The sequence below is a fragment of the Limimaricola sp. AA108-03 genome (assembly GCF_050847355.1).
Classification (GTDB): domain Bacteria; phylum Pseudomonadota; class Alphaproteobacteria; order Rhodobacterales; family Rhodobacteraceae; genus Limimaricola.
Genome location: NZ_CP193755.1, coordinates 2,666,749 through 2,690,491, shown reverse-complemented (window position 1 = coordinate 2,690,491; position 23,743 = coordinate 2,666,749). Strand labels below are relative to the sequence as shown.

Annotated in this window: 26 protein-coding genes; 12 read left to right on the top strand and 14 right to left on the bottom strand. The window is 68.8% G+C overall.

The window, feature by feature from the left end; translation table 11 throughout:
- Position 1: 1 nt before the first annotated feature.
- The 4 genes from ACRAQ3_RS13170 to fsa all read right to left on the bottom strand — a co-directional run bounded on the left by ACRAQ3_RS13170 (position 2) and on the right by fsa (position 3,133).
- Positions 2-697 (bottom strand): CDP-alcohol phosphatidyltransferase family protein, encoded by a 696-nt coding sequence (locus ACRAQ3_RS13170; RefSeq protein ID WP_269395763.1) that lies wholly within the window; start codon positions 695-697, stop codon positions 2-4.
- A 42-nt stretch (positions 698-739) separates the two neighbouring features.
- Positions 740-1,654: a tyrosine recombinase XerC gene (locus ACRAQ3_RS13165; RefSeq protein ID WP_432254931.1), complete on the bottom strand. Its 915-nt coding sequence runs from the start codon at positions 1,652-1,654 to the stop codon at positions 740-742.
- Positions 1,651-2,358 (bottom strand): DUF484 family protein, encoded by a 708-nt coding sequence (locus ACRAQ3_RS13160; protein ID WP_432254930.1) that lies wholly within the window; start codon positions 2,356-2,358, stop codon positions 1,651-1,653. The genes ACRAQ3_RS13165 and ACRAQ3_RS13160 overlap by 4 nt, the downstream gene beginning before the upstream one ends.
- A 121-nt stretch (positions 2,359-2,479) precedes the next feature.
- Positions 2,480-3,133 carry a fructose-6-phosphate aldolase gene (fsa, locus tag ACRAQ3_RS13155; protein WP_085896117.1) on the bottom strand — a complete coding sequence of 218 codons (654 nt, stop codon included), beginning with the start codon at positions 3,131-3,133 and terminating at the stop codon, positions 2,480-2,482.
- 235 nt (positions 3,134-3,368) lie between these two features.
- Here fsa and ACRAQ3_RS13150 point away from each other — a divergent pair, with 235 nt between their 5' ends.
- The 5 genes from ACRAQ3_RS13150 to msrA all read left to right on the top strand — a co-directional run bounded on the left by ACRAQ3_RS13150 (position 3,369) and on the right by msrA (position 8,749).
- A complete protein-coding gene (locus ACRAQ3_RS13150; RefSeq protein ID WP_432254929.1) occupies positions 3,369-5,561 on the top strand; it encodes a primosomal protein N' in 2,193 nt (730 codons plus the stop codon).
- Positions 5,562-5,628: 67 nt separating this feature from the next.
- Positions 5,629-6,213, top strand: coding sequence for a YdeI/OmpD-associated family protein (locus tag ACRAQ3_RS13145; protein WP_432254928.1), 585 nt, complete (start codon positions 5,629-5,631; stop codon positions 6,211-6,213).
- A 120-nt stretch (positions 6,214-6,333) separates the two neighbouring features.
- Complete coding sequence (locus ACRAQ3_RS13140) at positions 6,334-6,759, top strand: cupin domain-containing protein (RefSeq protein WP_269395769.1); 426 nt, start codon at positions 6,334-6,336, stop codon at positions 6,757-6,759.
- 44 nt (positions 6,760-6,803) lie between these two features.
- Positions 6,804-8,042 carry an MFS transporter gene (locus ACRAQ3_RS13135; protein ID WP_432254927.1) on the top strand — a complete coding sequence of 413 codons (1,239 nt, stop codon included), beginning with the start codon at positions 6,804-6,806 and terminating at the stop codon, positions 8,040-8,042.
- A 56-nt stretch (positions 8,043-8,098) separates the two neighbouring features.
- Positions 8,099-8,749, top strand: a complete 651-nt coding sequence (gene msrA, locus ACRAQ3_RS13130; protein WP_432254926.1) for a peptide-methionine (S)-S-oxide reductase MsrA — start codon at positions 8,099-8,101, stop codon at positions 8,747-8,749.
- 27 nt (positions 8,750-8,776) lie between these two features.
- Here msrA and ACRAQ3_RS13125 read toward each other — a convergent pair whose 3' ends face one another.
- Complete coding sequence (locus tag ACRAQ3_RS13125; RefSeq protein WP_432254925.1) at positions 8,777-10,285, bottom strand: PAS domain S-box protein; 1,509 nt, start codon at positions 10,283-10,285, stop codon at positions 8,777-8,779.
- A 200-nt stretch (positions 10,286-10,485) separates the two neighbouring features.
- Here ACRAQ3_RS13125 and ACRAQ3_RS13120 point away from each other — a divergent pair, with 200 nt between their 5' ends.
- Both ACRAQ3_RS13120 and ACRAQ3_RS13115 read left to right on the top strand, forming a co-directional pair.
- Positions 10,486-11,358 carry a 50S ribosomal protein L11 methyltransferase gene (locus ACRAQ3_RS13120; RefSeq protein WP_269395773.1) on the top strand — a complete coding sequence of 291 codons (873 nt, stop codon included), beginning with the start codon at positions 10,486-10,488 and terminating at the stop codon, positions 11,356-11,358.
- Between the two features lie 132 nt (positions 11,359-11,490).
- Positions 11,491-11,841 carry a hypothetical protein gene (locus ACRAQ3_RS13115; protein WP_269395774.1) on the top strand — a complete coding sequence of 117 codons (351 nt, stop codon included), beginning with the start codon at positions 11,491-11,493 and terminating at the stop codon, positions 11,839-11,841.
- Positions 11,842-11,860: 19 nt separating this feature from the next.
- On the opposite strand, the gene ACRAQ3_RS13110 is transcribed toward ACRAQ3_RS13115, so the two are convergent.
- Positions 11,861-12,880 (bottom strand): ribose-phosphate pyrophosphokinase, encoded by a 1,020-nt coding sequence (locus ACRAQ3_RS13110; protein WP_085896108.1) that lies wholly within the window; start codon positions 12,878-12,880, stop codon positions 11,861-11,863.
- A 126-nt stretch (positions 12,881-13,006) separates the two neighbouring features.
- On the opposite strand from ACRAQ3_RS13110, the gene ACRAQ3_RS13105 reads away from it, so the two are divergent.
- Positions 13,007-13,606 (top strand): 2-hydroxychromene-2-carboxylate isomerase, encoded by a 600-nt coding sequence (locus ACRAQ3_RS13105; protein WP_269395775.1) that lies wholly within the window; start codon positions 13,007-13,009, stop codon positions 13,604-13,606.
- A gap of 30 nt (positions 13,607-13,636) precedes the next feature.
- Here the strand turns inward: ACRAQ3_RS13105 and ACRAQ3_RS13100 are convergent, their stop codons facing one another.
- From ACRAQ3_RS13100 to ACRAQ3_RS13075, 6 genes are all read right to left on the bottom strand, one after another.
- Positions 13,637-14,683 (bottom strand): threonine aldolase family protein, encoded by a 1,047-nt coding sequence (locus ACRAQ3_RS13100; RefSeq protein WP_432254924.1) that lies wholly within the window; start codon positions 14,681-14,683, stop codon positions 13,637-13,639.
- Positions 14,683-15,123, bottom strand: a complete 441-nt coding sequence (locus ACRAQ3_RS13095) for a YcgN family cysteine cluster protein (RefSeq protein ID WP_432254923.1) — start codon at positions 15,121-15,123, stop codon at positions 14,683-14,685. Before ACRAQ3_RS13095 ends, ACRAQ3_RS13100 begins: the two co-directional genes overlap by 1 nt.
- Complete coding sequence (locus ACRAQ3_RS13090) at positions 15,116-16,054, bottom strand: bifunctional riboflavin kinase/FAD synthetase (RefSeq protein WP_269395777.1); 939 nt, start codon at positions 16,052-16,054, stop codon at positions 15,116-15,118. Before ACRAQ3_RS13090 ends, ACRAQ3_RS13095 begins: the two co-directional genes overlap by 8 nt.
- 60 nt (positions 16,055-16,114) lie before the next feature.
- Positions 16,115-16,993 (bottom strand): TIGR01459 family HAD-type hydrolase, encoded by an 879-nt coding sequence (locus tag ACRAQ3_RS13085; protein WP_432254922.1) that lies wholly within the window; start codon positions 16,991-16,993, stop codon positions 16,115-16,117.
- Between the two features lie 5 nt (positions 16,994-16,998).
- Complete coding sequence (locus ACRAQ3_RS13080) at positions 16,999-17,916, bottom strand: manganese-dependent inorganic pyrophosphatase (protein WP_432254921.1); 918 nt, start codon at positions 17,914-17,916, stop codon at positions 16,999-17,001.
- A 147-nt stretch (positions 17,917-18,063) separates the two neighbouring features.
- The gene (locus ACRAQ3_RS13075) at positions 18,064-18,315 is read right to left on the bottom strand and encodes a hypothetical protein (RefSeq protein WP_432254920.1); all 252 of its coding nucleotides are present in this window, start codon (positions 18,313-18,315) and stop codon (positions 18,064-18,066) included.
- A gap of 671 nt (positions 18,316-18,986) precedes the next feature.
- On the opposite strand from ACRAQ3_RS13075, the gene groES reads away from it, so the two are divergent.
- Entirely contained in the window at positions 18,987-19,274 is a 288-nt protein-coding gene (gene groES, locus ACRAQ3_RS13070) for a co-chaperone GroES (RefSeq protein WP_085896098.1), read from the top strand.
- A gap of 48 nt (positions 19,275-19,322) precedes the next feature.
- On the top strand, positions 19,323-20,972 hold the full coding sequence (gene groL / locus ACRAQ3_RS13065) for a chaperonin GroEL (protein WP_269395781.1): 1,650 nt from the start codon (positions 19,323-19,325) through the stop codon (positions 20,970-20,972).
- 63 nt (positions 20,973-21,035) lie between these two features.
- On the opposite strand, the gene ACRAQ3_RS13060 is transcribed toward groL, so the two are convergent.
- Positions 21,036-21,503: a GFA family protein gene (locus ACRAQ3_RS13060; RefSeq protein WP_432254919.1), complete on the bottom strand. Its 468-nt coding sequence runs from the start codon at positions 21,501-21,503 to the stop codon at positions 21,036-21,038.
- A 159-nt stretch (positions 21,504-21,662) separates the two neighbouring features.
- Here ACRAQ3_RS13060 and ACRAQ3_RS13055 point away from each other — a divergent pair, with 159 nt between their 5' ends.
- Positions 21,663-22,409: a sulfite exporter TauE/SafE family protein gene (locus tag ACRAQ3_RS13055; RefSeq protein ID WP_432256295.1), complete on the top strand. Its 747-nt coding sequence runs from the start codon at positions 21,663-21,665 to the stop codon at positions 22,407-22,409.
- Here the strand turns inward: ACRAQ3_RS13055 and ACRAQ3_RS13050 are convergent.
- Entirely contained in the window at positions 22,406-22,852 is a 447-nt protein-coding gene (locus ACRAQ3_RS13050) for an NUDIX domain-containing protein (RefSeq protein WP_269395784.1), read from the bottom strand. The genes ACRAQ3_RS13055 and ACRAQ3_RS13050 overlap by 4 nt on opposite strands.
- A 77-nt stretch (positions 22,853-22,929) precedes the next feature.
- On the opposite strand from ACRAQ3_RS13050, the gene ACRAQ3_RS13045 reads away from it, so the two are divergent.
- A complete protein-coding gene (locus tag ACRAQ3_RS13045) occupies positions 22,930-23,676 on the top strand; it encodes an alpha/beta fold hydrolase (RefSeq protein WP_269395785.1) in 747 nt (248 codons plus the stop codon).
- Positions 23,677-23,743 lie beyond the last annotated feature (67 nt).

Genomic DNA, 23,743 nt, shown 5'->3' with positions numbered 1-23,743 from the left:
CTCAGCCGTCCCTGCCATGCACCAGCTGCTGCGCAGCGCCGGCGCCGAGCAGGTAGACCGAGGTCACGACTAGGCCCCAATGCGCCCAGCTGGCGGGGTCGAAATCGACCCAGGCGGCCCAGCCCGCGAAGAAGGTCCAGGCCAGCGCCATCGGCAGCGACACCGCGCGCCAGCGCTTGGTGCGCACCGGGTGGATGAACTTCACCGGCAGGAACATCGTCACCGCGAGCACCACCACCAGCGCCAGAATGATCCAGAAATTGGGCGAGAGGGCGAAGAGCACGAGGATCAGCATGTTCCAGCAGCCGGGGAAGCCCTGGAACGAGTTGTCCTTCGTCTTCATGCGGCTGTCGGCGAAGTAGAGCGCCGACGCGAAGGTGATGACGATGATCGCCAGCCAGCCGGTCCAGCCCGGCAGCAGATCGGATTCGAACAGCGCGAAGGCCGGAACGAAGACATAGGTGAGATAGTCGATGATCAGGTCGAGCAGCACGCCGTCGAAGATCGGCGCGTTGCGCTTCACGTCGTATTTGCGCGCCAGCGGCCCGTCGACCCCGTCCACCGCGAAGGCCACCACGAGCCACAGGAACATCATGCTCCAATCGTCCTGCACCGCCTCCAGCATGGCGAGCATGGCGAAGACCGCGCCTGTGGCGGTGAAGAGATGGACCCCGAGGGCCTTGCGTGCGTCAGTCATGCCATCCCTCTTGGCCGAAAGCGGCGGCGGGCGCAACGCGGCTCAGGGGCGAGGATGGGCGCGATCATAGATCTCCATCAGCCGGGCCGCGTCGACCGCCGTGTAGGTCTGAGTCGTCGAAAGCGAGGCGTGGCCCAGAAGTTCCTGAATCGCGCGCAGATCGCCGCCCGCGCTCAGCAGATGCGTGGCGAAGCTGTGGCGCATCGCATGCGGCGTCGCGGTGGAGGGCAGGCCGAGCTGGGCGCGTGCCATTTCCATCGCCTTCTGGATCGGACGCGGGCCCAACGCACCGCCGCGCACGCCTCGAAACAGCGGCAGGGCGGCGTCCATCGGGTGCGGGCAGAGCTTCACGTAATCCGAGACGGCCTTTCGCGCGACCGGCAGCACCGGCACCAGCCGCTCCTTGCCACCCTTGCCGGTGATGCGCAGCGTCTCGGGCAGCGGCACCTGCGCACCGGTGAGCGACAGCGCCTCGGAAATGCGCAGGCCGCATCCCCACAGCAGCGTCACCACCGCCGTGTCGCGCGCCGCGACCCATGGCTCGCGCGATTGCAGCTCCACCGCCTCGAGCACGCGGGCCGCCGCGTCCTCGTCGAGCGGGCGCGGCAGCCGCGCCTTCATGCGCGGCGCCCGGGTCGAGAGCACGGCCGTGGGCTCGAACCCCTCGCGCGCGGAGAGCCAGCGATAGAAGCTCTTCACCGCCGAGAGCGCGCGGGCAAGGCTGCGCGCCGAAAGACCGCGCGCGCGTTCATGCGCCATCCAGGCGCGCATGTCCGACACCGTGACCCGGGCGATGGGCCCGAGGCCCTGCGCCTCGGCATGGTGGGTCTGCATGAAGGCGAGAAAGCCCAGCACGTCGCCCTGATAGGCGGTGAGCGTGTTCTGCGCGGCGGCGTTCAGGGCCCGCTCATGGTCGAGCCACCGGCCCATCGCATCGGTGAGGGCGGGCGAGATCATGACAGCCAGCGCCGCATCTGCCGCTCGAACACGCCGGCGAAGAAGCCCATCAGATCCGTCGCCTGCGCCGGCGCGAAACGGTTCGCGTCGGTGGCGCCCAGAAGCAGCATGCCGGGCAGGCGACCGGGGCCGAAATCGAGCTTGAGGCAGGCCTCGGAGAGAATCTCGGGCGCGCGGGCGCCGTAGGGCCCGGCCTCGATCGGCTCGACCGGCCGCAGCGATACCTGCCGCAGCGGCACGTTGCGGCCTTGGGTGACGTAATCGGCGACGAAGCCCGGCTCGGCCACCGACAGCACGTCCGAGAGCCGCGCGATGGCCGGGTCGTCCTCGGGACTCGCGGTCTCCAGAACGAGGCGCACCACGTCGACCCGCAGCATGTCGGCCACCTCGCCCGAAAGATCCTGGAGGAAAGTCTCGAAGCGGGTCGCGTCCATCATCCGCAGCACGGCGCGGTGGATCTGGTTGGTGCCGGCGAGATTCTCGTAGGCCGCGGCGATCACCGAGCGGTGCGTGTCCTCGAGCCGGTCGAGCCGTGCCTGCAGGCGCTGCATGGCGAGGCCGCGCAGATCGACCACGTTCGATCCCTTGGCCTCGGCGTCGGCGGTGACGAGGGCGCGCATGATCTCGGGATCGTCGAGCAGGCGGGCCGGATCGGCGAGGATGCGCTCGCGCAGCCCGTCATCGGGGGGTGTGTCGTCTGTCATCTGGGCGCATCCGGGCTGTCGCAACGGCCCGAACATAACAGTGGCTGCGGGGCGATGCGCCCCGGTGTGGCAAGAATGCGGCGGGGCGCGGCCCGGAAGGCACAACGCCCCGCCAAGGCGATCACACGATCTTCTGGCCGGTCGAGGCCCAGTCCTTGAGGAAGGCGTCGAGGCCCTTGTCGGTCAGCACGTGGTTGGCCATGGCCTTGATCACGGCGGCCGGCGCGGTGGCGACGTCGGCGCCGATCTTGGCGGCCTCGGACATGTGGTTGGCGTTGCGGATCGAGGCGGCGAGGATCTGCGTCTCGAAGCCGTAATTGTCGTAGATCTGCCGGATGTCGGCGATCAGCTCCATGCCGTCGAGGTTGAGATCGTCGAGCCGGCCGATGAAGGGCGAGATGAAGGTCGCGCCGGCCTTGGCCGCCAGAAGCGCCTGATTGGCCGAGAAGCACAGCGTGACATTGACCATCCGGCCCTCGTCGGTGAGCGTCTTGCAGGCCTTGAGGCCGTCCCAGGTCAGCGGCACCTTGATCGCGATGTTGTCGGCGATCTTGGCCAGCTCGCGGCCCTCGGCGATCATGCCCTCGGCGTCGAGCGCCACGGTCTCGGCCGAGACCGGGCCGTCGACGATCGAGCAGATCTCCTTGGTCACTTCCTTGATGTCGCGGCCCGACTTCATGATCAGCGACGGGTTGGTGGTGACGCCGTCGATCATGCCCAGGTCGTTGAGTTCGCGGATCTGGTCGATCTCGGCGGTATCGACGAAGAACTTCATGGGGTCTCTCCCTGTCAGATGGTGCGCGCCCACGCGCGCTCCCTTGGTGTCGCACGCCCCCGCGCGGGGCGGCTTCGGCCCCGGTCTAGCAAGTGACGCAGCGGTGGAACAGCGCCTTTCCCATATGGGAAGCACGCGCCGCGCGCGAAACCCCGCGACATGCCGCTCCCTTGAAGCGGCCGGGCGCGCGGCGCATGTTGGCGGCTCCTTCCCGCCCGAGGATTCCGACCGGCCCATGACATCCCCCCGTTTCGAGGAAGGCGCGCTGATCGGCGTGCTGACGACGCAGCCGCTCGACCGGGTGCTCGACTACCGCGCGCCCCGCGGCGGCTGCGCGGCGGGCGACCATGTCGAGGTGCCGTTCGGGCCGCGCAAGGTCACCGGCGTGGTCTGGGGGCAGGGCGCGGGGGATTACGATCCCGCCAAGGTCAAATCCGCGATCCGGGTGCTCGACCTGCCGCCGATGCGCGCGCCGATGCGCGAGTTCCTGGGCCGGGTCGCGGATTACACGCTCACCCCGATGCCGGCGATGCTGCGGCTCGCCACCCGCGCGCCGGGCCTCACCGACCCGCCGGGGATGCGCAAGATCTACCGTCGCGGTCATGGCCAGCCCGCGCGGATGACGCCGGCGCGTGCCCGGGTGCTCGATCTGCTCGAAGAGCATGACGGGCTTGGCTTCATGCTGGGCGAGCTGGCCGATCTGGCGGGCGTCGGCTCCTCGGTGGTCAAGGGGCTGGTGGCCTCGGGTGCCGTGGCCGAGGAGGAGGCGCCGCGCGACGTGCCCTATCCGCCGCTCGATCCGGACATGGCGGGCAAGGCGCTCACGACCGATCAGGAGCTGGCGGCGGCGCGGCTGCGCGAGGGGATCGCGGCCGGGCGCTACGGCACGACGCTGCTCAAGGGGGTGACCGGTTCGGGCAAGACCGAGGTCTATCTCGAGGCGGTCGCCGCCTGCCTCAAGGCCGGGCGGCAGGCGCTGGTGCTGTTGCCGGAAATCGCGCTGACGGCCGAGTTCCTGACCCGGGTCGAGGCTCGGTTCGGCGCGAAGCCCGCCGAGTGGCATTCCGGCGTCACCACGACCGAGCGGCGGCGCTGCTGGAAGATGGTGGCCGAGAACGGCGCGCAGCTGGTGGTCGGGGCGCGCTCGGCGCTGTTCCTGCCGTTCCACGATCTCGGCCTCATCGTCGTCGACGAGGAGCATGACACCTCCTACAAGCAGGAGGACGGGGTTCTCTACAACGCGCGCGACATGGCGGTGCTGCGCGCCTCTTTGGAAAAGGCGCAGGTGGTGCTGGCCTCGGCCACGCCCTCGCTCGAGAGCTGGGTCAACGTGCAGCAGGGCAAGTATGCCCGGCTTGATCTCGAAAGCCGCTATGGCCCCGCCGTGATGCCCGAGATGCGCGCCATCGACATGCGCACCGAAGAGGTGCCCTCGGGCTCTTGGATCTCCCCCGCTCTCAAGGGCGCGGTGATGCAGCGGCTGGAGCGCGGCGAGCAGTCATTGCTGTTCCTCAACCGCCGTGGCTATGCGCCGCTGACGCTGTGCCGCGCCTGCGGCCACCAGATCGGCTGCAAGCATTGCGACGCGCGGATGGTCGAGCACCGATTTCTCAAGCGGCTGATGTGCCACCAATGTGGCGAGACCGCGCCGATGCCCGAGACCTGCCCGAACTGCGAGGTGGCGGGCAAGCTCGCCGCCGTGGGGCCAGGGGTGGAGCGGATCACCGAGGAGGCGCAGGCGCTGTTTCCCGACGCGCGGGTGACGGTGCTGTCGTCGGATTTGTTCGGCTCGGCCCGGGCGCTCAAAACGCGGATTCTCGAGATCGCCGAGGGCGCGGCGGACATCGTCGTGGGCACCCAGCTGGTCGCCAAGGGTCACAATTTTCCCAAGCTGACGCTGGTCGGCGTGATCGACAGCGATCTCGGACTGCAGGGCTCGGATCTGCGCGCCGCCGAGCGGACCTTCCAGCTGATGCGGCAGGTCGCGGGCCGGGCCGGGCGCGCCGAGGCGCGGGGCACCGCGCTCTTGCAGAGCTTCCAGCCCGAACACCCGGTGATCCGCGCGATTCTCTCGGGCGACGAGGAGGGGTTCTGGGCCGCCGAGGCCGCCGCGCGGCGGGCGGCGGGCGTGCCGCCCTATGGCCGCATGGCGGGCATCGTGATTTCGTCGCCTGACATGCAGCAGGCCTTCGATCTCGGCAACCGGCTGGCGCGGCTCGACGCGCCGCTGCGCCGGATCGGCGCGCAGCTCTTCGGGCCTGCGCCTGCGCCGATCGCCCGGGTGCGGGGACGCCACCGGGTCCGGCTTCTGGTCAAGGCCGAGAAGACCGCGCCGTTGCAGTCGGCGCTGGCGGAATGGGCGGCGCAGGTGCGGGTCCCCGCCAATGCGCGGCTCGCCATCGACATCGATCCGCAGAGCTTTCTCTAGGCTCTTGCCCCGCGCGGTGCGGCCCGCGAAGCTGCGGGCGGGGAGGACCGGCAGGGAGGTTTGGGCCATGAGCGATCCGCGCATCAAGGAGTTCTTTGCCCGCGAGGGGCGCTGGCGGGCCGAGCTGTCGGCGCTGCGCGGGCTGCTCCTCGAAGCCGAGGGCATCGAGGAGGTCTGGAAATGGCGCCAGCCCTGCTACTGCTGCGCGGGCGGCAACACGGCCATGGTCGCCGGGCTGGCCGACCGCTGCGTGCTGTCCTTCTTCAAGGGCGTGCTGGTCGAGGACCCGGAGGGGCTGCTGGTGCCGCCGGGACCCAATTCGCGCTCGGCGCGCTACGTGGTGTTCCGCGGGCTCGACGAGATCCGCGCCCATGAGCCGGCGCTGCGCGCGTTGATCGCCCGCGCGGTCGAGATCGACCGGGCCGGGCGGCGGGTGGCCTTCGCGCAGGACGACGTCGAGCTATGCGCCGAGTTCGAGGAGACGCTCGCCGCCGATCCGGATCTCTCGGCCGCATTCGAGGCGCTGACGCCGGGGCGGCAGCGTGGCTACGCGATCCATGTCGCGGGCGCGAAGAAACCCGAGACCCGCTTCGCCCGGATCGCCAAGCACGCGCCGCGCATCCTCGCGGGCAAGGGGATGCACGACCGCTAGGCTGCTTTTGGCCCAGCCGTTCCGGATCGATCGGAAGCGACGCCGCCATGTCGCGCATGGACCGGCGCACCGATCCCGATTCGGCGCAGCCTCGCCACAGGAGCCGGTGGGAGATGCGCCATGGAACTGCCCGGGATCGCGGAATGGGAGGGCGCGCCGGTGGCGCGCGGCTTTTCGGTCGAGGCGTCGAGCGTGGCGCTCGAGGGCGGCACCGACCCGGCCTTCGGCACGGTGCGCTGGCGCACCTTGGTCTCGGCCGACCGCACGCCGTCCTCCGGCATGACGCTGGGCCTCGCCGAGTTCGGCCCCCTGGGCACGCTTGAGCCGCACCGCCATGGGCCGGCGGAGTTCTATCTCGGGCTCGAAGGGGCGGGCATCGTGACCATCGACGATGCGGCGCATCCGATCGGGCCGGGAATCGCCGTCTTCATCCCGCCCGAGGCCGAGCATGGCGTGGTGGCGGGCCCGGAGGGGCTGCGCTTCGCCTACGGGTTTCCGACAGCGCGATTTTCCGAGGTCGATTACAGATTCTCGCCCCGCGGTTGACGGAACGTCTCGCCAAGCGGGGCGGCAGCCCCTAATGCTTGCGCATGACACGCATTCCGATGCCGCTTGCCGAGGCCCGGACCCTGCCGCCGTGGCGCAGGCCGGTGACGCTCCTGTTCCTGATGGCGATGGCCATGCCGGTGGCCTTCGCCACATGGTCGGCACTGCTCAACAACTTCGTCATCGAGGCGGCGGGCTTCGACGGCTCCGACATCGGCTGGCTGCACACGGTGCGCGAGGTTCCGGGCTTTTTCGCCATCGGGGTCATCGCGATCCTGCTCTTCGTGCGCGAGCAGAGCCTGGCGCTGGTTTCGCTGGGGCTCCTCGGGGTGGCCACCGCGCTCACCGCCCAGTTCCCCTCGATGGGCGGCATCCTGACGATCACCATGCTGTCCTCGATCGGCTTTCACTACTTCGAGACGGTGAACCAGTCGCTGCAGCTGCAATGGCTGCCCAAGGAGCGGGCGCCGCAGATGCTGGGCTGGATCGTTTCCGCCGGGGCCGGGGCGACGCTGGTGGCCTATCTGGCGATCGTGCTGACATGGGAAAGCCTCGGGCTGTCCTATGACTTTGTCTACATGGTCTCGGGTGGCTTCACCGCCGCCGTGGCTCTGTATTGCTGGATCGCCTTCCCGGCGTTCCGCGAGCCGCATCCGCAAAGCAAGAGCTTCGTACTGCGCCGCCGCTACTGGCTCTACTACGCGCTGCAGTTCATGTCGGGCGCGCGGCGGCAGATCTTCGTCGTCTTCGCGGGCTTCATGATGGTCGAGAAGTTCGGCTACGACGTGCACGAGGTGACGGCGCTGTTCCTGATCACGCTCCTGACCAACATCTTCGGCGCGCCGCTGATCGGCCGCGCCGTCGCGCGTTGGGGCGAAAAGCGCGGGCTGATGGTCGAATATGCCGGTCTGACGCTCGTGTTCCTCGCCTATGGCGGGCTCTACTGGTTCGGATGGGGCGTCGCGGTCGCCGCCGCGCTCTACGTGATCGACAACGTGTTCTTCGCGCTGGCGCTCGCGCTCAAGACCTATTTCCAGAAGATCGCCGATCCGGGCGACATCGCCCCCACCGCCGCCGTGGCCTTCACCATCAACCACATCGCCGCCGTGTTCCTGCCCGCGAGCCTGGGCTACCTGTGGCTGGTCGCGCCCGACGCGGTCTTCGTGCTGGCAGCCGGGATAGCCGGGCTGTCCTTCGCGCTGGCGCTGATGATCCCGCGCCATCCCGCGCCCGGCCACGAGACCGTGTTCGCGGGGCGCGCGCTTCCCCTGGCGGCCGAGTAGAACTCGGGGCGAAGCATGCCTATATGCCGGGCAAGCCACCAGACGAGGAGAACGCGATGTTCGGCCTGAGTTCGACCAAGACCGAGATGGTCACCCCCGAGAACGCGCTGCCGGGCCGTCCGCAGCCGATCCCCACCGCCACCACCCATTCCGTGCTGGGCACGCCGCTCGACCCCGAGGCCCCCGAGGGGATGGAGGTCGCGATGTTCGGCATGGGCTGTTTCTGGGGCGTCGAGCGGATCTTCTGGAAGCTGCCGGGCGTGCATTCGACCATGGTGGGCTATGCGGGTGGCTACACGCCGAACCCTACCTACGAGGAGGTCTGCACCGGCCGCACCGGCCACAACGAGGTGGTGCGGGTGATCTACGATCCCGCCCAGACCAGCTACGAGGACCTGCTGCGCGTGTTCTGGGAGAACCACGACCCGACCCAGGGAATGCGGCAGGGCAACGACCGGGGCACCCAGTACCGCTCGGGTATCTACGCCTTCGACGAGCAGCAGAAGCGCGCCGCCGAGGCCTCGCGCGAGGCGTTCTCGCCGCGGCTGACCGGGGCGGGCTACGGCGCGATCACCACCGAGATCGTCGATGCCCCGGCCTTCTACATGGCCGAGGACTACCATCAGCAATATCTCGACAAGAACCCGAACGGCTATTGCGGGATCGGCGGCACCGGCGTGACCTGCCCGATTGGCGTCGGGGTCTGAACCGCCGGGCGGGGGCGCGCCCCCGCCTCAGCCCGCCTGCCGCTCGATCCGCGCGCGCGGCAGGCGCAGCACGATCCGGCAGCCCTCGGCGCCGACCTCTCGCGAGAACCCCCCGCCCAGCCGTCCCTCGACCATCAGCCTGATCAGCTGGCTGCCGAACCCGGAGCGGTCGCTCTGGGGAAGCGCTACGAGCGACGCGGCCCGGCTTTCCTGCCAGACGATCACCAACTCCTCGGTCTCTGGGCACATCATGGCCCGGATCGCGAGCCGGCTGCCTTCGCCGAAGCCGCCGTATTTCAGCGCGTTGGTGGCCAACTCGTGGAACACCAGCGACAGCGGCATCACGCTTTCGCTGTCTACGATCAGGTCCGGCACCTCGATGTCACGCGCGCCGTTCTCGGGCAGAAGACCGATCGAATCCCGGATCAGCGCCGCCAGATCCGCACCGGTTTCGGCCTCCTCGATCGCCATGCGGTTGGCCTGTCCCACGGCGGTGACGCGGCCGAGAAACGCCTCGCTCAACTCTTCGATGCTGGCGGCCTGGCGGGCGCAACTGCGATAGATCGCCGAGAGGACGGTCAGGCTGTTGCCGACCCGGTGGATCAGTTCGCGGCGCAGCGTCTCGCGGCGTTCGGCCCCTTCCTTGCGGCGGATCGCGAGGCCGAGATGGCTGCCCACCGTCTGCAGCATTCGCAGGAAGGCCGGATCGAGCCGGGATTGCGCGGTGCCGTAGAATTCGAGCACGGCGTGTATTTCGCCGCTATGCAGGATCGGCAGGGCGATGCCGCGCGTGAGGCCGACCTGCTCGAACACGTCGCGGCGCAGGAAATTCGCATCATCCGGCAAATGCGACTCCACCACCAGCCGGCCCTCGGCCCAGGCGCGGCCGGGCAACCCGATGCCGGGGGTGAAGCGCTGGGCTTCGGTGGCCTCGCAGATCGGGGCGTAGCGCGCATCGCGCAGATGCCAGATGCCCGAGGGTGCGAGGTGGCGGGCCGGGCCCGCCCCGCGCGCGACGAAGAGATGTCCGGCCTCGAGCCCGGCAATCTCGCAGACCTCCTGCAGGCAGTACCGGGTGAACTCCTCGAAGGAGATCTCTTCCAGCAGTTTCTGGGCGACCCGCAGCAGGATCTCGGCCTCCTGAGCGCGGGCCTCCTGCTCGTGGCGGTGCGCCTCTTCGGCGGCGAGACTGCGGATGAAGGCATAGAACACCGGCGGCGCATCCGCCTCCTCGACCGGAAGGATCGACAGCTCGACCGGGAACTCGGTCCCCTCGCGATCGAGTGCGGTGATCCGCACCCGTTGCTCCAGCACCGGCCCCTCGCCGGTGGCGAGGTAATGCGCGAGCCCCTTCGCATGGGCGGCGCGGTATTGCTGCGGGACGATGAGATCGTCCATCATCGCGCCCATGGCCTCGGCGCGGCTGCGGCCGAACATGGCCTCGGCCGACCCGTTCCAAGCGATGACGCGGCCCTCGTGATCCATCCCGACCACGGCGTCGAGCGCGCGGTCGAATAGCGCCTCAAGGTGCTGCATGGTTTTTGGGCTCCCCTGCTCCCTAGTCGCGATAGAGCCGGATTGCGGCGCTGTCGAGGAGACGTCGCGCGGGGCGGGGCCAACCTTAGGTCAGGGCCGGGGCGGGGTGGGCGTTCGGGGCGGGGCCCGGGCAGGGCGATTGACCAGGGCCATGGCTTGCGCCTATGCCGCGCCCGAGCCCCTTGCCCGGAGTACAGCCGATGCCCGTCTTCACCGCGATCACCCAGCTCGACGACCAGCGCCGCGGCGAGATACTCTCGGAGGCGCTCGAAGAGTTCGAGCCCACGCCCTACGGCACCGGCGTGTTCGAAATCGAGGATGGCTCGGGCCTGTTCGAGGTCACCGCCTATTTCGAGGAGGCCCCCGACGGGGTGGCGCTCGACCTGCTGGCGGCGAGCCACGGCGCGAAGCCGTTCCTGGTGTCGGAAGTGCCCGATCAGGACTGGGTCGCCAAGGTGCGCCGCGACCTCTCGCCGGTCGAGGCGGGCCGCTTCTTCGTCCATGGCAGCCACGACGCCGACCGCGTGCCCGAGGGCGCCATCCCGCTCTTGATCGAGGCGGCGATGGCTTTCGGCACCGGGCATCACGGCACCACGCTGGGCTGCCTCAAGGCGCTCGACGCGCTGGCTGCCGAGGGCGCAACGCCGGCGCGCGTCGCCGATATCGGCTGCGGCACCGCCGTGCTCGCCATGGCGGCGGCGCGGGTCTGGCCCGAGGCGCGGGTGATGGCTTCGGATATCGACGCGGTGGCGGTCGAGGTGGCCGAGGCCAACCTCGCGGCGAACGGCATGGCGGGGCAGGTGGAATGCTTGGAAGCGGCGGGGTTCGAGCACGAGGCGCTCGAGGCGGCGGCACCTTTCGATCTGGTCTTCGCCAACATCCTCAAGGGGCCGCTGGTGGCGCTTGCCCCCGAGATGGCGCAGAAGGTGGCCTCCGGCGGCCGGGTGATCCTGTCCGGGATCCTCAACGAGCAGGCCGATGCGGTCGAGGCGGTCTATGTCGAGAACGGCTTCGCCCGGGCCGGGCGCGCGAGCCACGGCGAATGGACCACGCTCGACATGAAGCACGGCTGAGCCGAACCATGTCGCCGCGATGGCGTCGCGCCGCATTCCCGCCGGAAATTGGCGTCGCTGCCATAATCTTGCCATGATCTGGCAATAGTCCTGACAAGGTGAGGTGGGGGCACCTCGCCAGGACTGCTTGCCATGTATCGTGTTTCGCCGAGCTTCGAAGCCCGTCTCAACCGGATCGAGTTTCGCAATCGCCGCCTGTCGAGAGGCGTCGAGCATTACGTGCTCGATGACGGTCTCATCGTCGCCATGCCGCGGCGTCGCCCCGGCACGGCCCTCGCCTTCCTGATCGTGTTGCTTCTGCCCTTGGTGACCGCTCTCGGCGCCAAGAGCTTCCTGCTTGCCCGCTTCGATGCCGTCGCGCTTGAGGAACTGCTGTCGCGCTTCGAAGCGATGGGCGAGACGGGCAAGGCGCTGCTCTGGCTGATGCAGCCGGAGCCGCTGACCGCAGCGCTGTCACAGCTGTTGACGGGACTCCTCGGCTGAGGGCCCCGCCCTGCGGCGCTCAGTCCGCCGCGTACATGCCTTCGTAGATCGGCGTCAGGGTCTCGTGCTCGAACAGCGACGAGACGCTGGTGCCGTTCCAGATGTTGAGGATCGCCTGGGCGAACATCGGCGCGGTCGGCACGATGCGGATGTTCGGGGCGCTGCGCACCGCCTCGGTCGGCTCGATCGAGTCGGTGATCACCAGCGACTTCATCACGGATTTCTCGATCCGACTCACCGCCGGGCCCGATAGCACGCCGTGGGTGATGTAGCTGTGCACCTCGGTGGCGCCGGCCTCCATCAGCGTCTCGGCCGCCTTGCACAGCGTGCCGGCGGTGTCGCAGATGTCGTCGACGATGATGCAGGCCTTGCCCGAGACGTCGCCGATCACGGTCATCTCGGCCACTTCGCCGGCCTTTTCGCGGCGCTTGTCGACGATCGCCAGCGGTGCGCCGATGCGCTTGGCCAGCTCGCGGGCGCGGGCGACGCCGCCGACATCGGGCGAAACCACCATGACCTCGTCGCGCCGGCCCTTGAAGTGATGCGCGACGTCGAGCGCGAAGATCGGCGCGGCGTAGAGGTTGTCGACGGGGATGTCGAAGAAGCCCTGGATCTGGGCCGCGTGCAGGTCCATGGTCAGCACCCGCTCGATCCCGGCCTCGGCGATCAGGTTGGCGACGAGCTTGGCCGAGATCGGCGTGCGCGCCTTGGCGCGGCGGTCCTGACGGGCATAGCCGAAATAGGGAATCACGGCGGTGATCCGCGCCGCCGAGGAGCGCCGCAGCGCATCGGCCATGATCAGCAGCTCCATCAGGTTGTCGTTGGCCGGGTTCGAGGTCGGCTGGATGATGAACATGTCCTCGCCGCGGACGTTCTCGTAGACCTCGACGAAGATCTCCTGGTCGTTGAACCGCTCGATCCTTGCGTCGACGAGACCGACATTCATGCCCCGGTGCATCGACATGCGGCGTGCGACCGCCTGGGCGAGGGGTTTGTTGGCGTTACCGGCGATCAGCTTCGGCTCGTTCAGGGTGGGCATCAAGCGGCATCCTTGGCAGGCTTGGGCAGCCCCGCAGCGGGGCGGCGGACAGATTGACACCGCCTAGCACAGCCCTAGCATGGCGCAAACCTGCCCGATGGGCGGTAACGCCCGGGGAGGGGCTCGATGCCTAGGATCGACTACTTTTTCGCGACGCTGTCGCCTTACGTCTACATCGCGGGAACCCGGCTCGAGGAAATCGCCGCCAAGCACGGGGCCGAAATCTCCTACAAGCCGATGGACGTGATGGCGCTGTTTCCACGCTCGGGCGGCCAGCTGCCGAAGGACCGGCATCCGAGCCGGCTCGAATACCGCAAGCAGGAGATGCGGCGTCAGGCCAAGAAGGCGGGGCTGCCGCTGGTGATGCGGCCCGCCAACTGGCCGACCAACGCCGCGCCCTCGTCCTATGCGATCATCAACGCGCAGCGGGCCGGCGGCGGCGATATGGGGCGGCTGGTGCATGCGATCACGCGCTCCTGCTGGGCCGAGGAAAAGGACATCGCGCAGGAGGACGTGATCCGCGAGGCGCTCGAGGAGGCGGGCTTCGATCCGGATCTGGCCGAGAGCAACCTGATGCTCGCGGCGGATGAATACGCGCAGAACCTCGAAGAGGCGGTGCGGCGCGGCGTCTTCGGCTCGCCCTTCTACATCACCGACACCGACGAACGGTTCTGGGGCCAGGACCGGCTGTCGGATCTCGAACTGCACCTGTCGGGAAGGCTCTGACGGGGGCGGGGGGCTTCGACGGCCCCTCGTTCAGCCGAGCAGCGACAGGAATCGCGCGACGCGCTCCTCGCCCAGAGACCAGTCGCAGACCATGCGCGCGGTGAGCCGCTCGGCCGGGTCGCCCGCCAACGGATCGCCATCCATCACGTAGAAATCGGCACCGGCCTCGATCAGCCGCCGCAGCGTGGCGCGGGGCAGGGCGACGAAGACGAGATTGGCCTCGGCCGGATGCAGGATCTCTGCCTCCGGATGGGCGCGCAGCCCCGCCACCAGCTTGGTGCAGGCGGCGTTGGCCCGGCGCGCCAGATCGTGCCAGAGGTCCCCCGCGAGATAGGCCTCCATCTGCGCCGAGAGAAACCGGTGCTTGGAGAACAAATGCCCGCCGCGCTTGCGGCGCAGCGCGAAATCCGCGGCGAGCGCCGGGTCGAAGAAAACCGCCGCCTCGACGCCGAGGCAGCCATTCTTGGTGCCGCCGAAGCTCAGCGCGTCGACCCCCGCTTTCCAGGTCATGTCCGCCGGAGAACAGTCCAGAGCCGCCACGGCGTTGGCGAATCGCGCGCCGTCCATGTGCAGCCGCTGGCCCCGGGCCCGGGCGAGATCACCGATGGCGCGGATCTGGTCGAGCGTATAGACGCTGCCGGTCTCGGTTACCTGCGTGATCGAGATCGGGCCGGGCTGCGCGTTGTGGAACGAGCGCGCGCCCATCGGGCCGATCACCCGGTCGAGCTCTGCCACCGTGATCCGTCCGTCGGGGGCGGGCACGAGGCTGAGCTTGGCGCCGCCGGTATAGAATTCGGGAGCGTTGCCCTCGTCATGCTCGATATGCGCATGTTCGGAGCAGAAGACCGCGTCCCAGGGCTTGGCCATGCAGCCGAGGATCAGCGCGTTGGCCGCGGTGCCGGTCGCCACGAGGTGCACCTCGGCCTGCGGCGCTTCGAAGATCTCGCGGATGCGGGCGCGGACCCGGTCCATCGCGCTTTCCGAGCCATAGGCGCGCTGGTGGCCGTCATTGGCCTTGGCGATCGCCTCGAGAATCGCGGGATGGGCCGGTCCGGTATTGTCGGAGGCGAACTGCATCAGACGGGTTCCTCGATGATATGGTCTTCCCAGTCGTCGTCATCGACCTGGGTTTCCGGCACGGTACGGCCCGCCATCGAAACCCCGGCGCGGTGCACCGCCTCCCGGTCGCCCGAGATCAGGTGGTGCCAGTCATGGAGCGGCCGGCCCTCGGCGCGAAGCCTGTAGGCGCAGGTGGCGGGCAGCCAATACATCGTCTCGGCGGTCTTCTCGGGCGTCAGCACGATGCATTCGGGCACGTATTTGTGCCGCGTCGCGTATTTCGTGCACAGGCAGGTCGCACCGTCGAGCAGGCGGCAGGCGACGCGGGTCAGCGCCACCTCTCCGGTGTCCTCGTCCTCGATCTTGTTGAGGCAGCACTTGCCGCAGCCGTCGCAGAGCGCCTCCCATTCCTTGCGGTCCAGCTGTTCGAGCGGCAGTTCCCAGAACCTGTCACGCATCGGCCAATACCTTCCGGGCGCGGGCGCAGTCCGCGTCCATCTGGGCGATCAGCGCGTCGAGGCCGTCGAACTTCTCCTCGCCGCGCAGATACTCGACCAGCGCCACCGAGATCTCGGCGCCGTAGAGATCGCCCTTGAAGTCGAACAGGAAGGTTTCGCAATTCGGATGGTTCTCGCCGAACATCGGACGCACGCCGATCGAGGCGGCGCCATCATAGCTGCCGGCATGCGGCCCGGTGAGCACGTCGACCTTGACCGCGTAGACGCCGAAGCGCGGCAGGTGCAGCCCGTCGATGGTCATGTTGGCGGTCGGAAAGCCCAGCTCGCGGCCGCGCTTCTCGCCATGGATCACCTCGCCCTCGAGCCGGTGCAGGTGCCCGAGCATGGCGGCGGCGTCGCGCGCTCGGCCCTCGGTCAGGGCGCGGCGGATCGCGGTCGAACTGACCTCGCCCGCATCGAGCGCCACCAGCGGCGAGACGGTGACGCCGAAGCCGTGTTCACGACCCAGTGCCTCCAGCATCGCGGCATCGCCGGCGCGCCCCTTGCCGAAGCGGAAATCGGCGCCGATCACGACATGGCGCAGGCCGAGACCCTTCGCGATCACGTCGCGGGCGAAGGCGTCCGGTGTCAGCGCCGCGAGCGCGGCATCGAAACGCAGCTCGAACAGCCGCTCGACGCCGATCTTCTCCAGCCGATGCGCCCGCGCGGTCCGGTTCATCAACCGGAAGGGCGGCGCCTCGGGGGCGAAATACTCGCGCGGATGCGGCTCGAAGGTCATCACCCCCAAAGGCGCGCCGAGACGCGCGGCCTCGGTGCGGGCCAGGTCGATGACCGCCCGGTGGCCGAGATGCACGCCGTCGAAATTGCCGATCGCGGCAGCGGCGCCCCGGTCGGTGGCGGGGATGTCGGTGAAGTCGCTCAGGATGCGCATGGCGCCCTGCGTAGCGGCGGGGCGGGGCGCACGCAAGCGGGGCGCGCGCCGCCGCTCATCTCAGCGCAGGAAGCCCATCGCATAGGCCGGAGCCTGCCGCTCTTCGCGAAGATGCGCCTCGAGCCGGTCGGCATCGGGCTGGCCGCCCGGCGCGGTGCCGGTCTCCTCGGCCGAGAGGCCGCCGGTGATGAACAGCGCGTCGAGCCCGGCGCCCGCCGCACCGGACACATCGGTCTGCGGACCGTCTCCGATGCAGATGATGCGGTCGTCGGCGATATCGGGATCGATCTCGGCCAGCCGGCGCCGCGCCAGATCGTAGATCGGCGCGTGCGGCTTGCCGAAATAGAGGCTCTCGCCGCCCATCTCGGTATAGAGCCGCGCCAGCGCGCCCGCGCACCAGACCCGCTCGTCGCCGCGATCGACGATGATGTCGGGATTGGCGCAGAGCAGCTTCAGCCCGCGCGCGATCGCCTGCTCGAATTGCGGGCGGTAGACGTCGGGCTCGGCGTGCTCGTCCTCGGGGCCGCAGCAGACGATGCCTTCGGCCTTGTCGAGATCGGTGCGGGTGACCGGGACCGGGTCCTTGATGATCTTCAGCGGCTCGAAGAAGGCCTCGTCGCGTTCGTCGCCGATGAACCAGACCTTCTCGCCGACCACGCCCTCATACATCGCGGCGCGGGCCGAATCGCCGGAGCTGGCGATCGAATCCCAGCAGTCGCGCGGCACGCCGAGACCCTTTATCTGGCTCTCGACGGAGGCGCGCGGGCGCGGCGAGTTGGTGACCAGGATCACCTTGCCGCCGGCCGCGCGAAAGCCGCGCATCGCGGCGACCGCGGCCTCGTGAGCCCGCACGCCGTCATGCATGCAGCCCCACAGGTCGACGAAGGCGGCGTCGTAATCGCCCGAGATCGCGGCGAAGCTCTCGATGATCCTGGTCATGCGCCTCAGACCTTCAGCACGGGGATGATCTGCTTCTTGCGGCTCATCACGCCGGGCAGCACGACGCTGTCACCCTCGACGGTCGCGTCGAAGCTCTTCTCGGCGATCGTCTTCACCGTGTCGTTGGGGATCAGCATCGTCGCCTGCTCGGCAAGGATGTCGACCACGAAGAGGAGCACCTCGTCGGCACCGTCCTCTGCCGCGACCTTGGGCATCGCCTCGAGCAGCGCCGCCTTGCGCGACAGCACCTGATCGGGCGAGGTCGTCTCGAGCACCGAGACGCGCAGCTTCTTGCCCTCGACGGTGGTTTCCTTGCTGTCCATGCGCAGCAGCTCGGCCTCGGAGAAGGCCGAGACGTCGGATTTGGCGGCGAACATCTCGGCCGCGTAGTCCGAAACGTCGAGGCCGAGATCGGCAGCGAGGCGCTCGGCCAGCGCCTGATCGGCCGGGGTGGTGGTGGGCGAGCGGAATTCCAGCGTGTCCGACAGGATGCAGGACAGCATCAGCCCCTTGATGCCCTCGGGCATCTCGGTGGCGACGTGACCCATCAGGTCGTGCATGATGGTGGCGGTGCAGGCCAGCGGCTTGATGGTGATGTCGATCGGGCCCTTGGTCTCGAGGCCGCCGAACAGCTTGTGGTGGTCGATGATCGCGGTGATGTCGGCCTTGTTGATCGAGGCGGGCAGCTCGGCGGGGTTGTTGGTGTCGACGATCACGACCTTCTGGCCCTCTTCGACGTCATCGATGATCTGCGGCAGTTCGAAGCCCCAGCGCTCGGCCACGAATTTCGCCTCGGTGTTGGGCTCGCCCAGGAGCCGGGCCTCGGCGGACTGGCCGCGCTGCGACAGGTACCAGGCCCAGATGAGCGGCGAGCCGGTCGAATCGGTGTCGGGCGCCTTGTGGCCGAAGACGAGCGTGGTCATGGGGAAATCCTTCGGAGAGATACGGGTGAACGGGTCGCGCGCCTTATAGGCAGGGGCACGAGGCTTGTCACCCGCCCGGAGGTCCGCCGACGGGAGGGGTGGCGCATCGGGGGAGGGGCGGCGCGATGATCCGCGCCGCCCCATGTGTCACCGCACGGGCTCCGTCATCGGCCTGCGGCTCACCAGCGCCCGCAGGCGCGGCCAGATGCCGCCCGCCGTGGCGCGGGCCGCCGGGGGATCGTCTTTTGCGGTACGCAGCAGGGCCAGACCGGTGCCGGTATGCGGCATCTCCAGGTCGAGCCGGGCGGGCCCGCCGCGCCGGACCCGGGGGCGCTCTTCCCACGGGGCGAGGCTGTCGGGCTGGGCACGGTGATCGATGATGTAGAAGGGCGGATGCATGGGATGTTCCTTTTCATCCTTGGGTTGAGTTTTCGGACATGGCTCGGCCGTGTCCGGGGTGGTGCGGCCACGTCTCTCCCGGCCGGTGGCGCGGGTCGCGCCGCCGGGGCGGGATGGGAAGGGTCGCTTGCGGGTCTCGCCCTAGAGCGGGGAGGCGCGCGGGTGGTGGAGGATCGCCGCGCCGCTGCCCGCATGCGCAAGCATGCCGGATCGCGGCCGCCCAAGGACGGCGCAATACGGCAGGGTCTGGCGCGATGCGCGTCGCACGGGGCGACGGGTGGCGGCGGTCGAGCGATCGACCACGTCAATACGGGGGGTCATGGACTAAGCCCTGGAACTGGTAACATCGACGGGCGGAGGCGGGGGCGAGCCGGCCATCCGCGACAGGCGGTGGCGCGGCGTTCAGCCGTGAGAGAGATATCCTCGAGTCATAAGCCGCCCTCCCGATCCGGGGTTGTCCTGACGGCATCATGCACGAAGACGCCGTTCTGAGAAGCCCCTTTTTCAGGTTTCTCGTGCGCGCGTCCGAGGCGTGACATTTCCGCGCCGCGAGGCGCTTGACAGCTCCGTGAGCCCTGCTTACCTCTCTCGTCGTTGGCACTCACCGACAGGGAGTGCTAATGCCTCTTCCGGGGGCATGGGAACATACATACTGCTGAGGAGCTGCAGAGATGGCATTCAAACCGCTTCACGACCGGGTCCTGGTGCGTCGCGTCGAGGGCGAAGAGAAGACCAAGGGCGGTCTGATCATCCCCGACAACGCCAAGGAAAAGCCGGCCGAGGGCGAAGTGATCGCCTGTGGCGACGGCGCCCGCAAGGACAATGGCGAGCTGATCGCGATGGCCGTCAAGGAAGGCGATCGCGTCCTGTTCGGCAAGTGGTCCGGCACCGAGGTCACCGTCAACGGCGAAGAGCTGCTGATCATGAAGGAAAGCGACATTCTCGGCATCATCGCCTGAGACCCTCGCTGACCCTTTCCCACTGAATTCAGATCAAGGAGCACTCACATGGCTTCCAAGGACGTCAAGTTCGACACCGATGCCCGCAACCGCATGCTCAAGGGCGTCAACACGCTCGCCAACGCGGTCAAGGTGACCCTCGGCCCCAAGGGCCGCAACGTGGTCATCGAGAAATCCTTCGGTGCGCCCCGCATCACCAAGGACGGCGTCACCGTCGCCAAGGAAATCGAACTCGAGGACAAGTTCGAGAACATGGGCGCGCAGATGGTGAAGGAAGTCGCTTCCCGCACCAACGACGAAGCGGGTGACGGCACCACCACCGCCACCGTGCTGGCCCAGGCCATCATCAAGGAAGGCCTGAAGTCGGTCGCCGCCGGCATGAACCCGATGGACCTCAAGCGCGGCATCGATCTCGCCACCGCCAAGGTCGTCGAGGCGATCAAGGCCGCCGCGCGTCCGGTGAACGACAGCGACGAAGTCGCCCAGGTCGGCACCATCTCCGCCAACGGCGAAGCCTCGATCGGTCGCCAGATCGCCGACGCGATGCAGAAGGTCGGCAACGAGGGTGTCATCACCGTCGAGGAGAACAAGGGCCTCGAGACCGAGACCGAAGTCGTCGAGGGCATGCAGTTCGACCGCGGCTACCTGTCGCCCTACTTCGCGACCAACCCCGACAAGATGGTCGCCGAGCTCGAAGACTGCATGATCCTGCTGCACGAGAAGAAGCTCTCCTCGCTGCAGCCGATGGTGCCGCTCCTCGAGCAGGTGATCCAGTCGCAGAAGCCGCTGCTGATCATCGCCGAGGACGTCGAGGGCGAGGCCCTGGCCACGCTCGTCGTCAACAAGCTGCGTGGCGGCCTGAAGATCGCCGCCGTCAAGGCGCCGGGCTTCGGTGACCGTCGCAAGGCCATGCTGCAGGACATCGCGATCCTGACCGGCGGCCAGGTGATCTCGGAAGATCTCGGCATGAAGCTCGAGAACGTCACCATGGACATGCTCGGCACCGCCAAGAAGGTGTCGATCACCAAGGACGAGACCACCATCGTCGACGGCCATGGCGACAAGGCCGAGATCGAGGCGCGCGTCGCCCAGATTCGCACCCAGATCGAGGACACCACCTCGGATTACGACCGCGAGAAGCTGCAGGAGCGGGTTGCCAAGCTCGCCGGTGGCGTCGCCGTCATCCGCGTCGGCGGCATGACCGAGGTCGAGGTGAAGGAGCGCAAGGACCGCGTCGATGACGCGCTCAACGCGACCCGCGCCGCGGTGCAGGAAGGCGTGATCGTCGGCGGCGGCGTCGCCCTCGTGCAGGCCGGCAAGTCGCTCGAAGGTCTCGCAGGCGAGAACTCGGACCAGGATGCGGGCATCGCCATCGTGCGTCGCGCGCTGGAAGCGCCGCTGCGCCAGATCGCCGAGAACGCCGGCGTCGACGGTGCCGTGGTGGCCGGCAAGGTCCGCGAGTCGACCGACCTGACCTACGGCTTCAACGCGCAGACCGAGGAATATGGCGACATGTTCAAGTTCGGCGTGATCGACCCGGCCAAAGTGACCCGCACCGCGCTCGAGGACGCAGCCTCGGTCGCCGGTCTGCTGATCACCACCGAAGCCATGATCGCCGACAAGCCCAAGAAGGACGAGGGCGGTGCCCCGGACATGGGCGGCATGGGCGGCATGGGTGGCATGGGCGGCATGATGTAATCTGCCGCGATCCACACCGATCGTTACGGGAAAGGGGGCTCTTCGGAGCCCCCTTTTGCGCTTTCAGGCCCCGGGCCCGGCCTGCGCCTGCACGAATTCCGCCATCAGCGCCTCGTAGCGCTCCACCGGTGGAAACCCCTCGAAGCGGTGCCGCGCTGGGGTCTCGGCCCAGGCCAGCTTCTCGCGCGTCATGGTTTCGACGAAGGGCGCGAACCAGGAGGCGTCGTCGAACATGGTGGGGCGGACATTCACGAAGGGCATCTCGTCGAAGCGGGTGAACATCCAGCTCATGCAGCGCGGGCAGAAATGGTGGCGCTGCCGCGGAACGTGCATCCCGCCGATCACCGGTTCGCCTTGGATCACCTCGAAGCCCTCGGCCGGGACCATCGCGGTGAGCGAATAGGCGCTGCCGGTCATCTTCTGGCAGCCGGTGCAGTGGCACGCCGCCGTCATCAGCGGCGGCGCGGTGATCCGGATGCGGGTGGCGCCGCACCGGCAGGCGCCGTCGAGCGGGAGCGTCGGTTGTATCATCTGGCCGGGTCCTTCCTGTTGCGGGGCGAGCCTAGCGCGGGCCCGCGGCCGCGCGAAGCCTCAGCCGCCGCGCGGCCGCCTGACCGACTGCCCTTGCCCCTGCTGCATGCGCACGGCATGGATTGCGCGGCCCGACAGTCCGGACCGATGGGAGACCCCATGCTGTTCTTCGTCACGATCACCATATCGGGTCTGCTTGCCGGCGCGCTCAACGCGGTCGCCGGTGGCGGCACCTTCCTGACCTTTCCGGCGCTGGTCTGGCTTGGCGTGCCGCCGATCATGGCCAACGCCACCGCCACCATCGGCGCGCTGCCGGGCTATGCCAGCTCGGCCTGGGGCTACCGCTCGGATGTCAGCGCCGAGGGCACGCTGGGGTTGCGCGCGATCGTGGGGCTGGGGGCTCTGGGCGGCCTTCTGGGGGCTGGGCTGCTCCTCGTGACGCCGGGTGCGGTGTTCGAGGGGCTGGTGCCGTGGCTGCTGCTCATCGCCACCGTGCTGTTCGCCACCGGGCCGCGGGTTCTGGCCTTCGTGCGGGCGCGCGGCTTCGGCCCGGCGGGCCCGGTGCTGTCGGGGGCGGCGGTGCTCGCCGTGTCGATCTATGGCGGCTATTTCAACGGTGGACTGGGCATCCTGCTCCTGGCGATGCTCGGGCTGATCGGCTTCGTGAATCTGCACGGCATGAACGGGCTCAAGGTGCTGCTCTCGGCGGTGCTGTCGCTGGTCTCGGCGGCGGCCTATGCCGCGGCTGGGCTGATCGACTGGGACGCGGCGCTGATCATGGCGGTGGCGACGACGATCGGCGGCTATCTGGGCGCGCGCGGCGCCAAGCTCATCCGCATGGACCATCTGCGCATCGGCATTACCGGCGTCGGTCTGGTGATGACGCTGCTGTTCTTCGCGCTCTAGAGCAGGATCGGCTCGAGCGGGTCGTAGCCCGGCGCGTCTCCGTCCTCCCAGGCGACGGCGGCGAGGCTGTCGGGCTTGACCCTGAGCCCGGCCATCTCGGCGCGCGTGACCCAGCGGCGATGGCTCACCACCCCCTCGGGATCGACCCAGTCGCCATGCGGATCGCCCGAGACCAGTGCGCAGCGGAAGTAGAGATCGACCTGATGGAAGCCGCGCCGCTGGTGGTGGAACTCGTTGACGAGACAGGGCGCGCCCACCGCGACCTCCAACCCGCATTCCTCGCGCAGTTCGCGCGCGAGGTTGTCGGGCAGCGAGGCGTGCGGCTCGACGCCGCCGCCCGGCGCGCACCACAGATCGTCGCGGCCCCTGTAGGCATTGACCAGAAGCAGGCGGTTCTCGCGCATCAGGATCGCGCGCACGGCGAGGCGGACGGGGGATGTCATGGCGCGACCATGGCCGTGGCGGCGGGCGCAGGCAAGACCGGCCTGTGCGCGGCGGTCGCGCCACCTATCTGATGTGCATGATACGCCCCGTCCTGATGCTGTCCGTCTGCCTCGCCCTGCTCTCCGCCTGCGCCCGCGCCGCGCCGGAGGAGACGGCGGATTGCGTCGTGTTCCTGCACGGTCTGGCGCGCACCGATCTCAGCTTCGCGCCGATGGCCGAGGTGGTCGAGGCCAACGGCTACAAGGTGGTCAATCGCGGCTATCCCTCGACCGAGGCGCGGATCGAGGATCTGGTCGAGGCGGTGCCCGACGACGTGGCGGCCTGCGGCGACCGCACCGTGCATTTCGTGACCCATTCGATGGGCGGCATCCTCGTGCGGCTCTGGCTCACCGATCACCGCCCGGCGAAGATGGGCCGGGTGGTGATGCTGGCGCCGCCCAACAAGGGCTCGGAGCTTGTCGACGTGTTCGGCGAGTTCGAACCGTTCGAATGGATCAACGGCCCGGCGGGGTTGCAGCTCGGCACCGATCCGCAGAGCCTGCCGAACCGGCTCGAGCCGCTGCCCTCCTACGAGGTCGGCATCATCGCCGGGGATTCCTCGCTCAACCCGGTTTTCTCGGCGCTGATCGAGGGGCCGGATGACGGCAAGGTCTCGGTCGCCTCGACCCGGCTCGAAGGCGCGGCGGATCACATCACCCTGCCGGTGAGCCACACCTTCATGATGAACAATCCGCTGGTGATGGCGCAGGTGCTGGCCTTCCTGCGGCAGGGCCGGTTCGACCGCGAGTTGAGCCTCGGCGGCGTGCTGTTCGGCCTCGACTAGGGCGGCGGGTCTTCGCGCGGTCCTGTACCGCGTCGGAACCGCGCCATGGATCGGTGGTTCGAGTCAT

Coding starts and splice junctions, on each gene's coding strand:
- msrA (WP_432254926.1), top strand. CDS start 8,099: ATGTTCGGCCTGAGTTCGACCAAGACCGAGATGGTCACCCCCGAGAAC.
- ACRAQ3_RS13090 (WP_269395777.1), bottom strand. CDS start 16,054: ATGCGCATCCTGAGCGACTTCACCGACATCCCCGCCACCGACCGGGGC.
- ACRAQ3_RS13060 (WP_432254919.1), bottom strand. CDS start 21,503: ATGATACAACCGACGCTCCCGCTCGACGGCGCCTGCCGGTGCGGCGCC.
- ACRAQ3_RS13135 (WP_432254927.1), top strand. CDS start 6,804: ATGACACGCATTCCGATGCCGCTTGCCGAGGCCCGGACCCTGCCGCCG.
- ACRAQ3_RS13045 (WP_269395785.1), top strand. CDS start 22,930: ATGATACGCCCCGTCCTGATGCTGTCCGTCTGCCTCGCCCTGCTCTCC.
- ACRAQ3_RS13170 (WP_269395763.1), bottom strand. CDS start 697: ATGACTGACGCACGCAAGGCCCTCGGGGTCCATCTCTTCACCGCCACA.
- ACRAQ3_RS13075 (WP_432254920.1), bottom strand. CDS start 18,315: ATGCATCCGCCCTTCTACATCATCGATCACCGTGCCCAGCCCGACAGC.
- fsa (WP_085896117.1), bottom strand. CDS start 3,133: ATGAAGTTCTTCGTCGATACCGCCGAGATCGACCAGATCCGCGAACTC.
- ACRAQ3_RS13100 (WP_432254924.1), bottom strand. CDS start 14,683: ATGCAGTTCGCCTCCGACAATACCGGACCGGCCCATCCCGCGATTCTC.
- ACRAQ3_RS13145 (WP_432254928.1), top strand. CDS start 5,629: ATGAGCGATCCGCGCATCAAGGAGTTCTTTGCCCGCGAGGGGCGCTGG.
- ACRAQ3_RS13105 (WP_269395775.1), top strand. CDS start 13,007: ATGCCTAGGATCGACTACTTTTTCGCGACGCTGTCGCCTTACGTCTAC.
- ACRAQ3_RS13085 (WP_432254922.1), bottom strand. CDS start 16,993: ATGACCAGGATCATCGAGAGCTTCGCCGCGATCTCGGGCGATTACGAC.
- ACRAQ3_RS13160 (WP_432254930.1), bottom strand. CDS start 2,358: ATGACAGACGACACACCCCCCGATGACGGGCTGCGCGAGCGCATCCTC.
- groL (WP_269395781.1), top strand. CDS start 19,323: ATGGCTTCCAAGGACGTCAAGTTCGACACCGATGCCCGCAACCGCATG.
- groES (WP_085896098.1), top strand. CDS start 18,987: ATGGCATTCAAACCGCTTCACGACCGGGTCCTGGTGCGTCGCGTCGAG.
- ACRAQ3_RS13110 (WP_085896108.1), bottom strand. CDS start 12,880: ATGCCCACCCTGAACGAGCCGAAGCTGATCGCCGGTAACGCCAACAAA.
- ACRAQ3_RS13120 (WP_269395773.1), top strand. CDS start 10,486: ATGCCCGTCTTCACCGCGATCACCCAGCTCGACGACCAGCGCCGCGGC.
- ACRAQ3_RS13115 (WP_269395774.1), top strand. CDS start 11,491: ATGTATCGTGTTTCGCCGAGCTTCGAAGCCCGTCTCAACCGGATCGAG.
- ACRAQ3_RS13050 (WP_269395784.1), bottom strand. CDS start 22,852: ATGACATCCCCCGTCCGCCTCGCCGTGCGCGCGATCCTGATGCGCGAG.
- ACRAQ3_RS13125 (WP_432254925.1), bottom strand. CDS start 10,285: ATGCAGCACCTTGAGGCGCTATTCGACCGCGCGCTCGACGCCGTGGTC.
- ACRAQ3_RS13165 (WP_432254931.1), bottom strand. CDS start 1,654: ATGATCTCGCCCGCCCTCACCGATGCGATGGGCCGGTGGCTCGACCAT.
- ACRAQ3_RS13095 (WP_432254923.1), bottom strand. CDS start 15,123: ATGCGTGACAGGTTCTGGGAACTGCCGCTCGAACAGCTGGACCGCAAG.
- ACRAQ3_RS13080 (WP_432254921.1), bottom strand. CDS start 17,916: ATGACCACGCTCGTCTTCGGCCACAAGGCGCCCGACACCGATTCGACC.
- ACRAQ3_RS13055 (WP_432256295.1), top strand. CDS start 21,663: ATGCTGTTCTTCGTCACGATCACCATATCGGGTCTGCTTGCCGGCGCG.
- ACRAQ3_RS13150 (WP_432254929.1), top strand. CDS start 3,369: ATGACATCCCCCCGTTTCGAGGAAGGCGCGCTGATCGGCGTGCTGACG.
- ACRAQ3_RS13140 (WP_269395769.1), top strand. CDS start 6,334: ATGGAACTGCCCGGGATCGCGGAATGGGAGGGCGCGCCGGTGGCGCGC.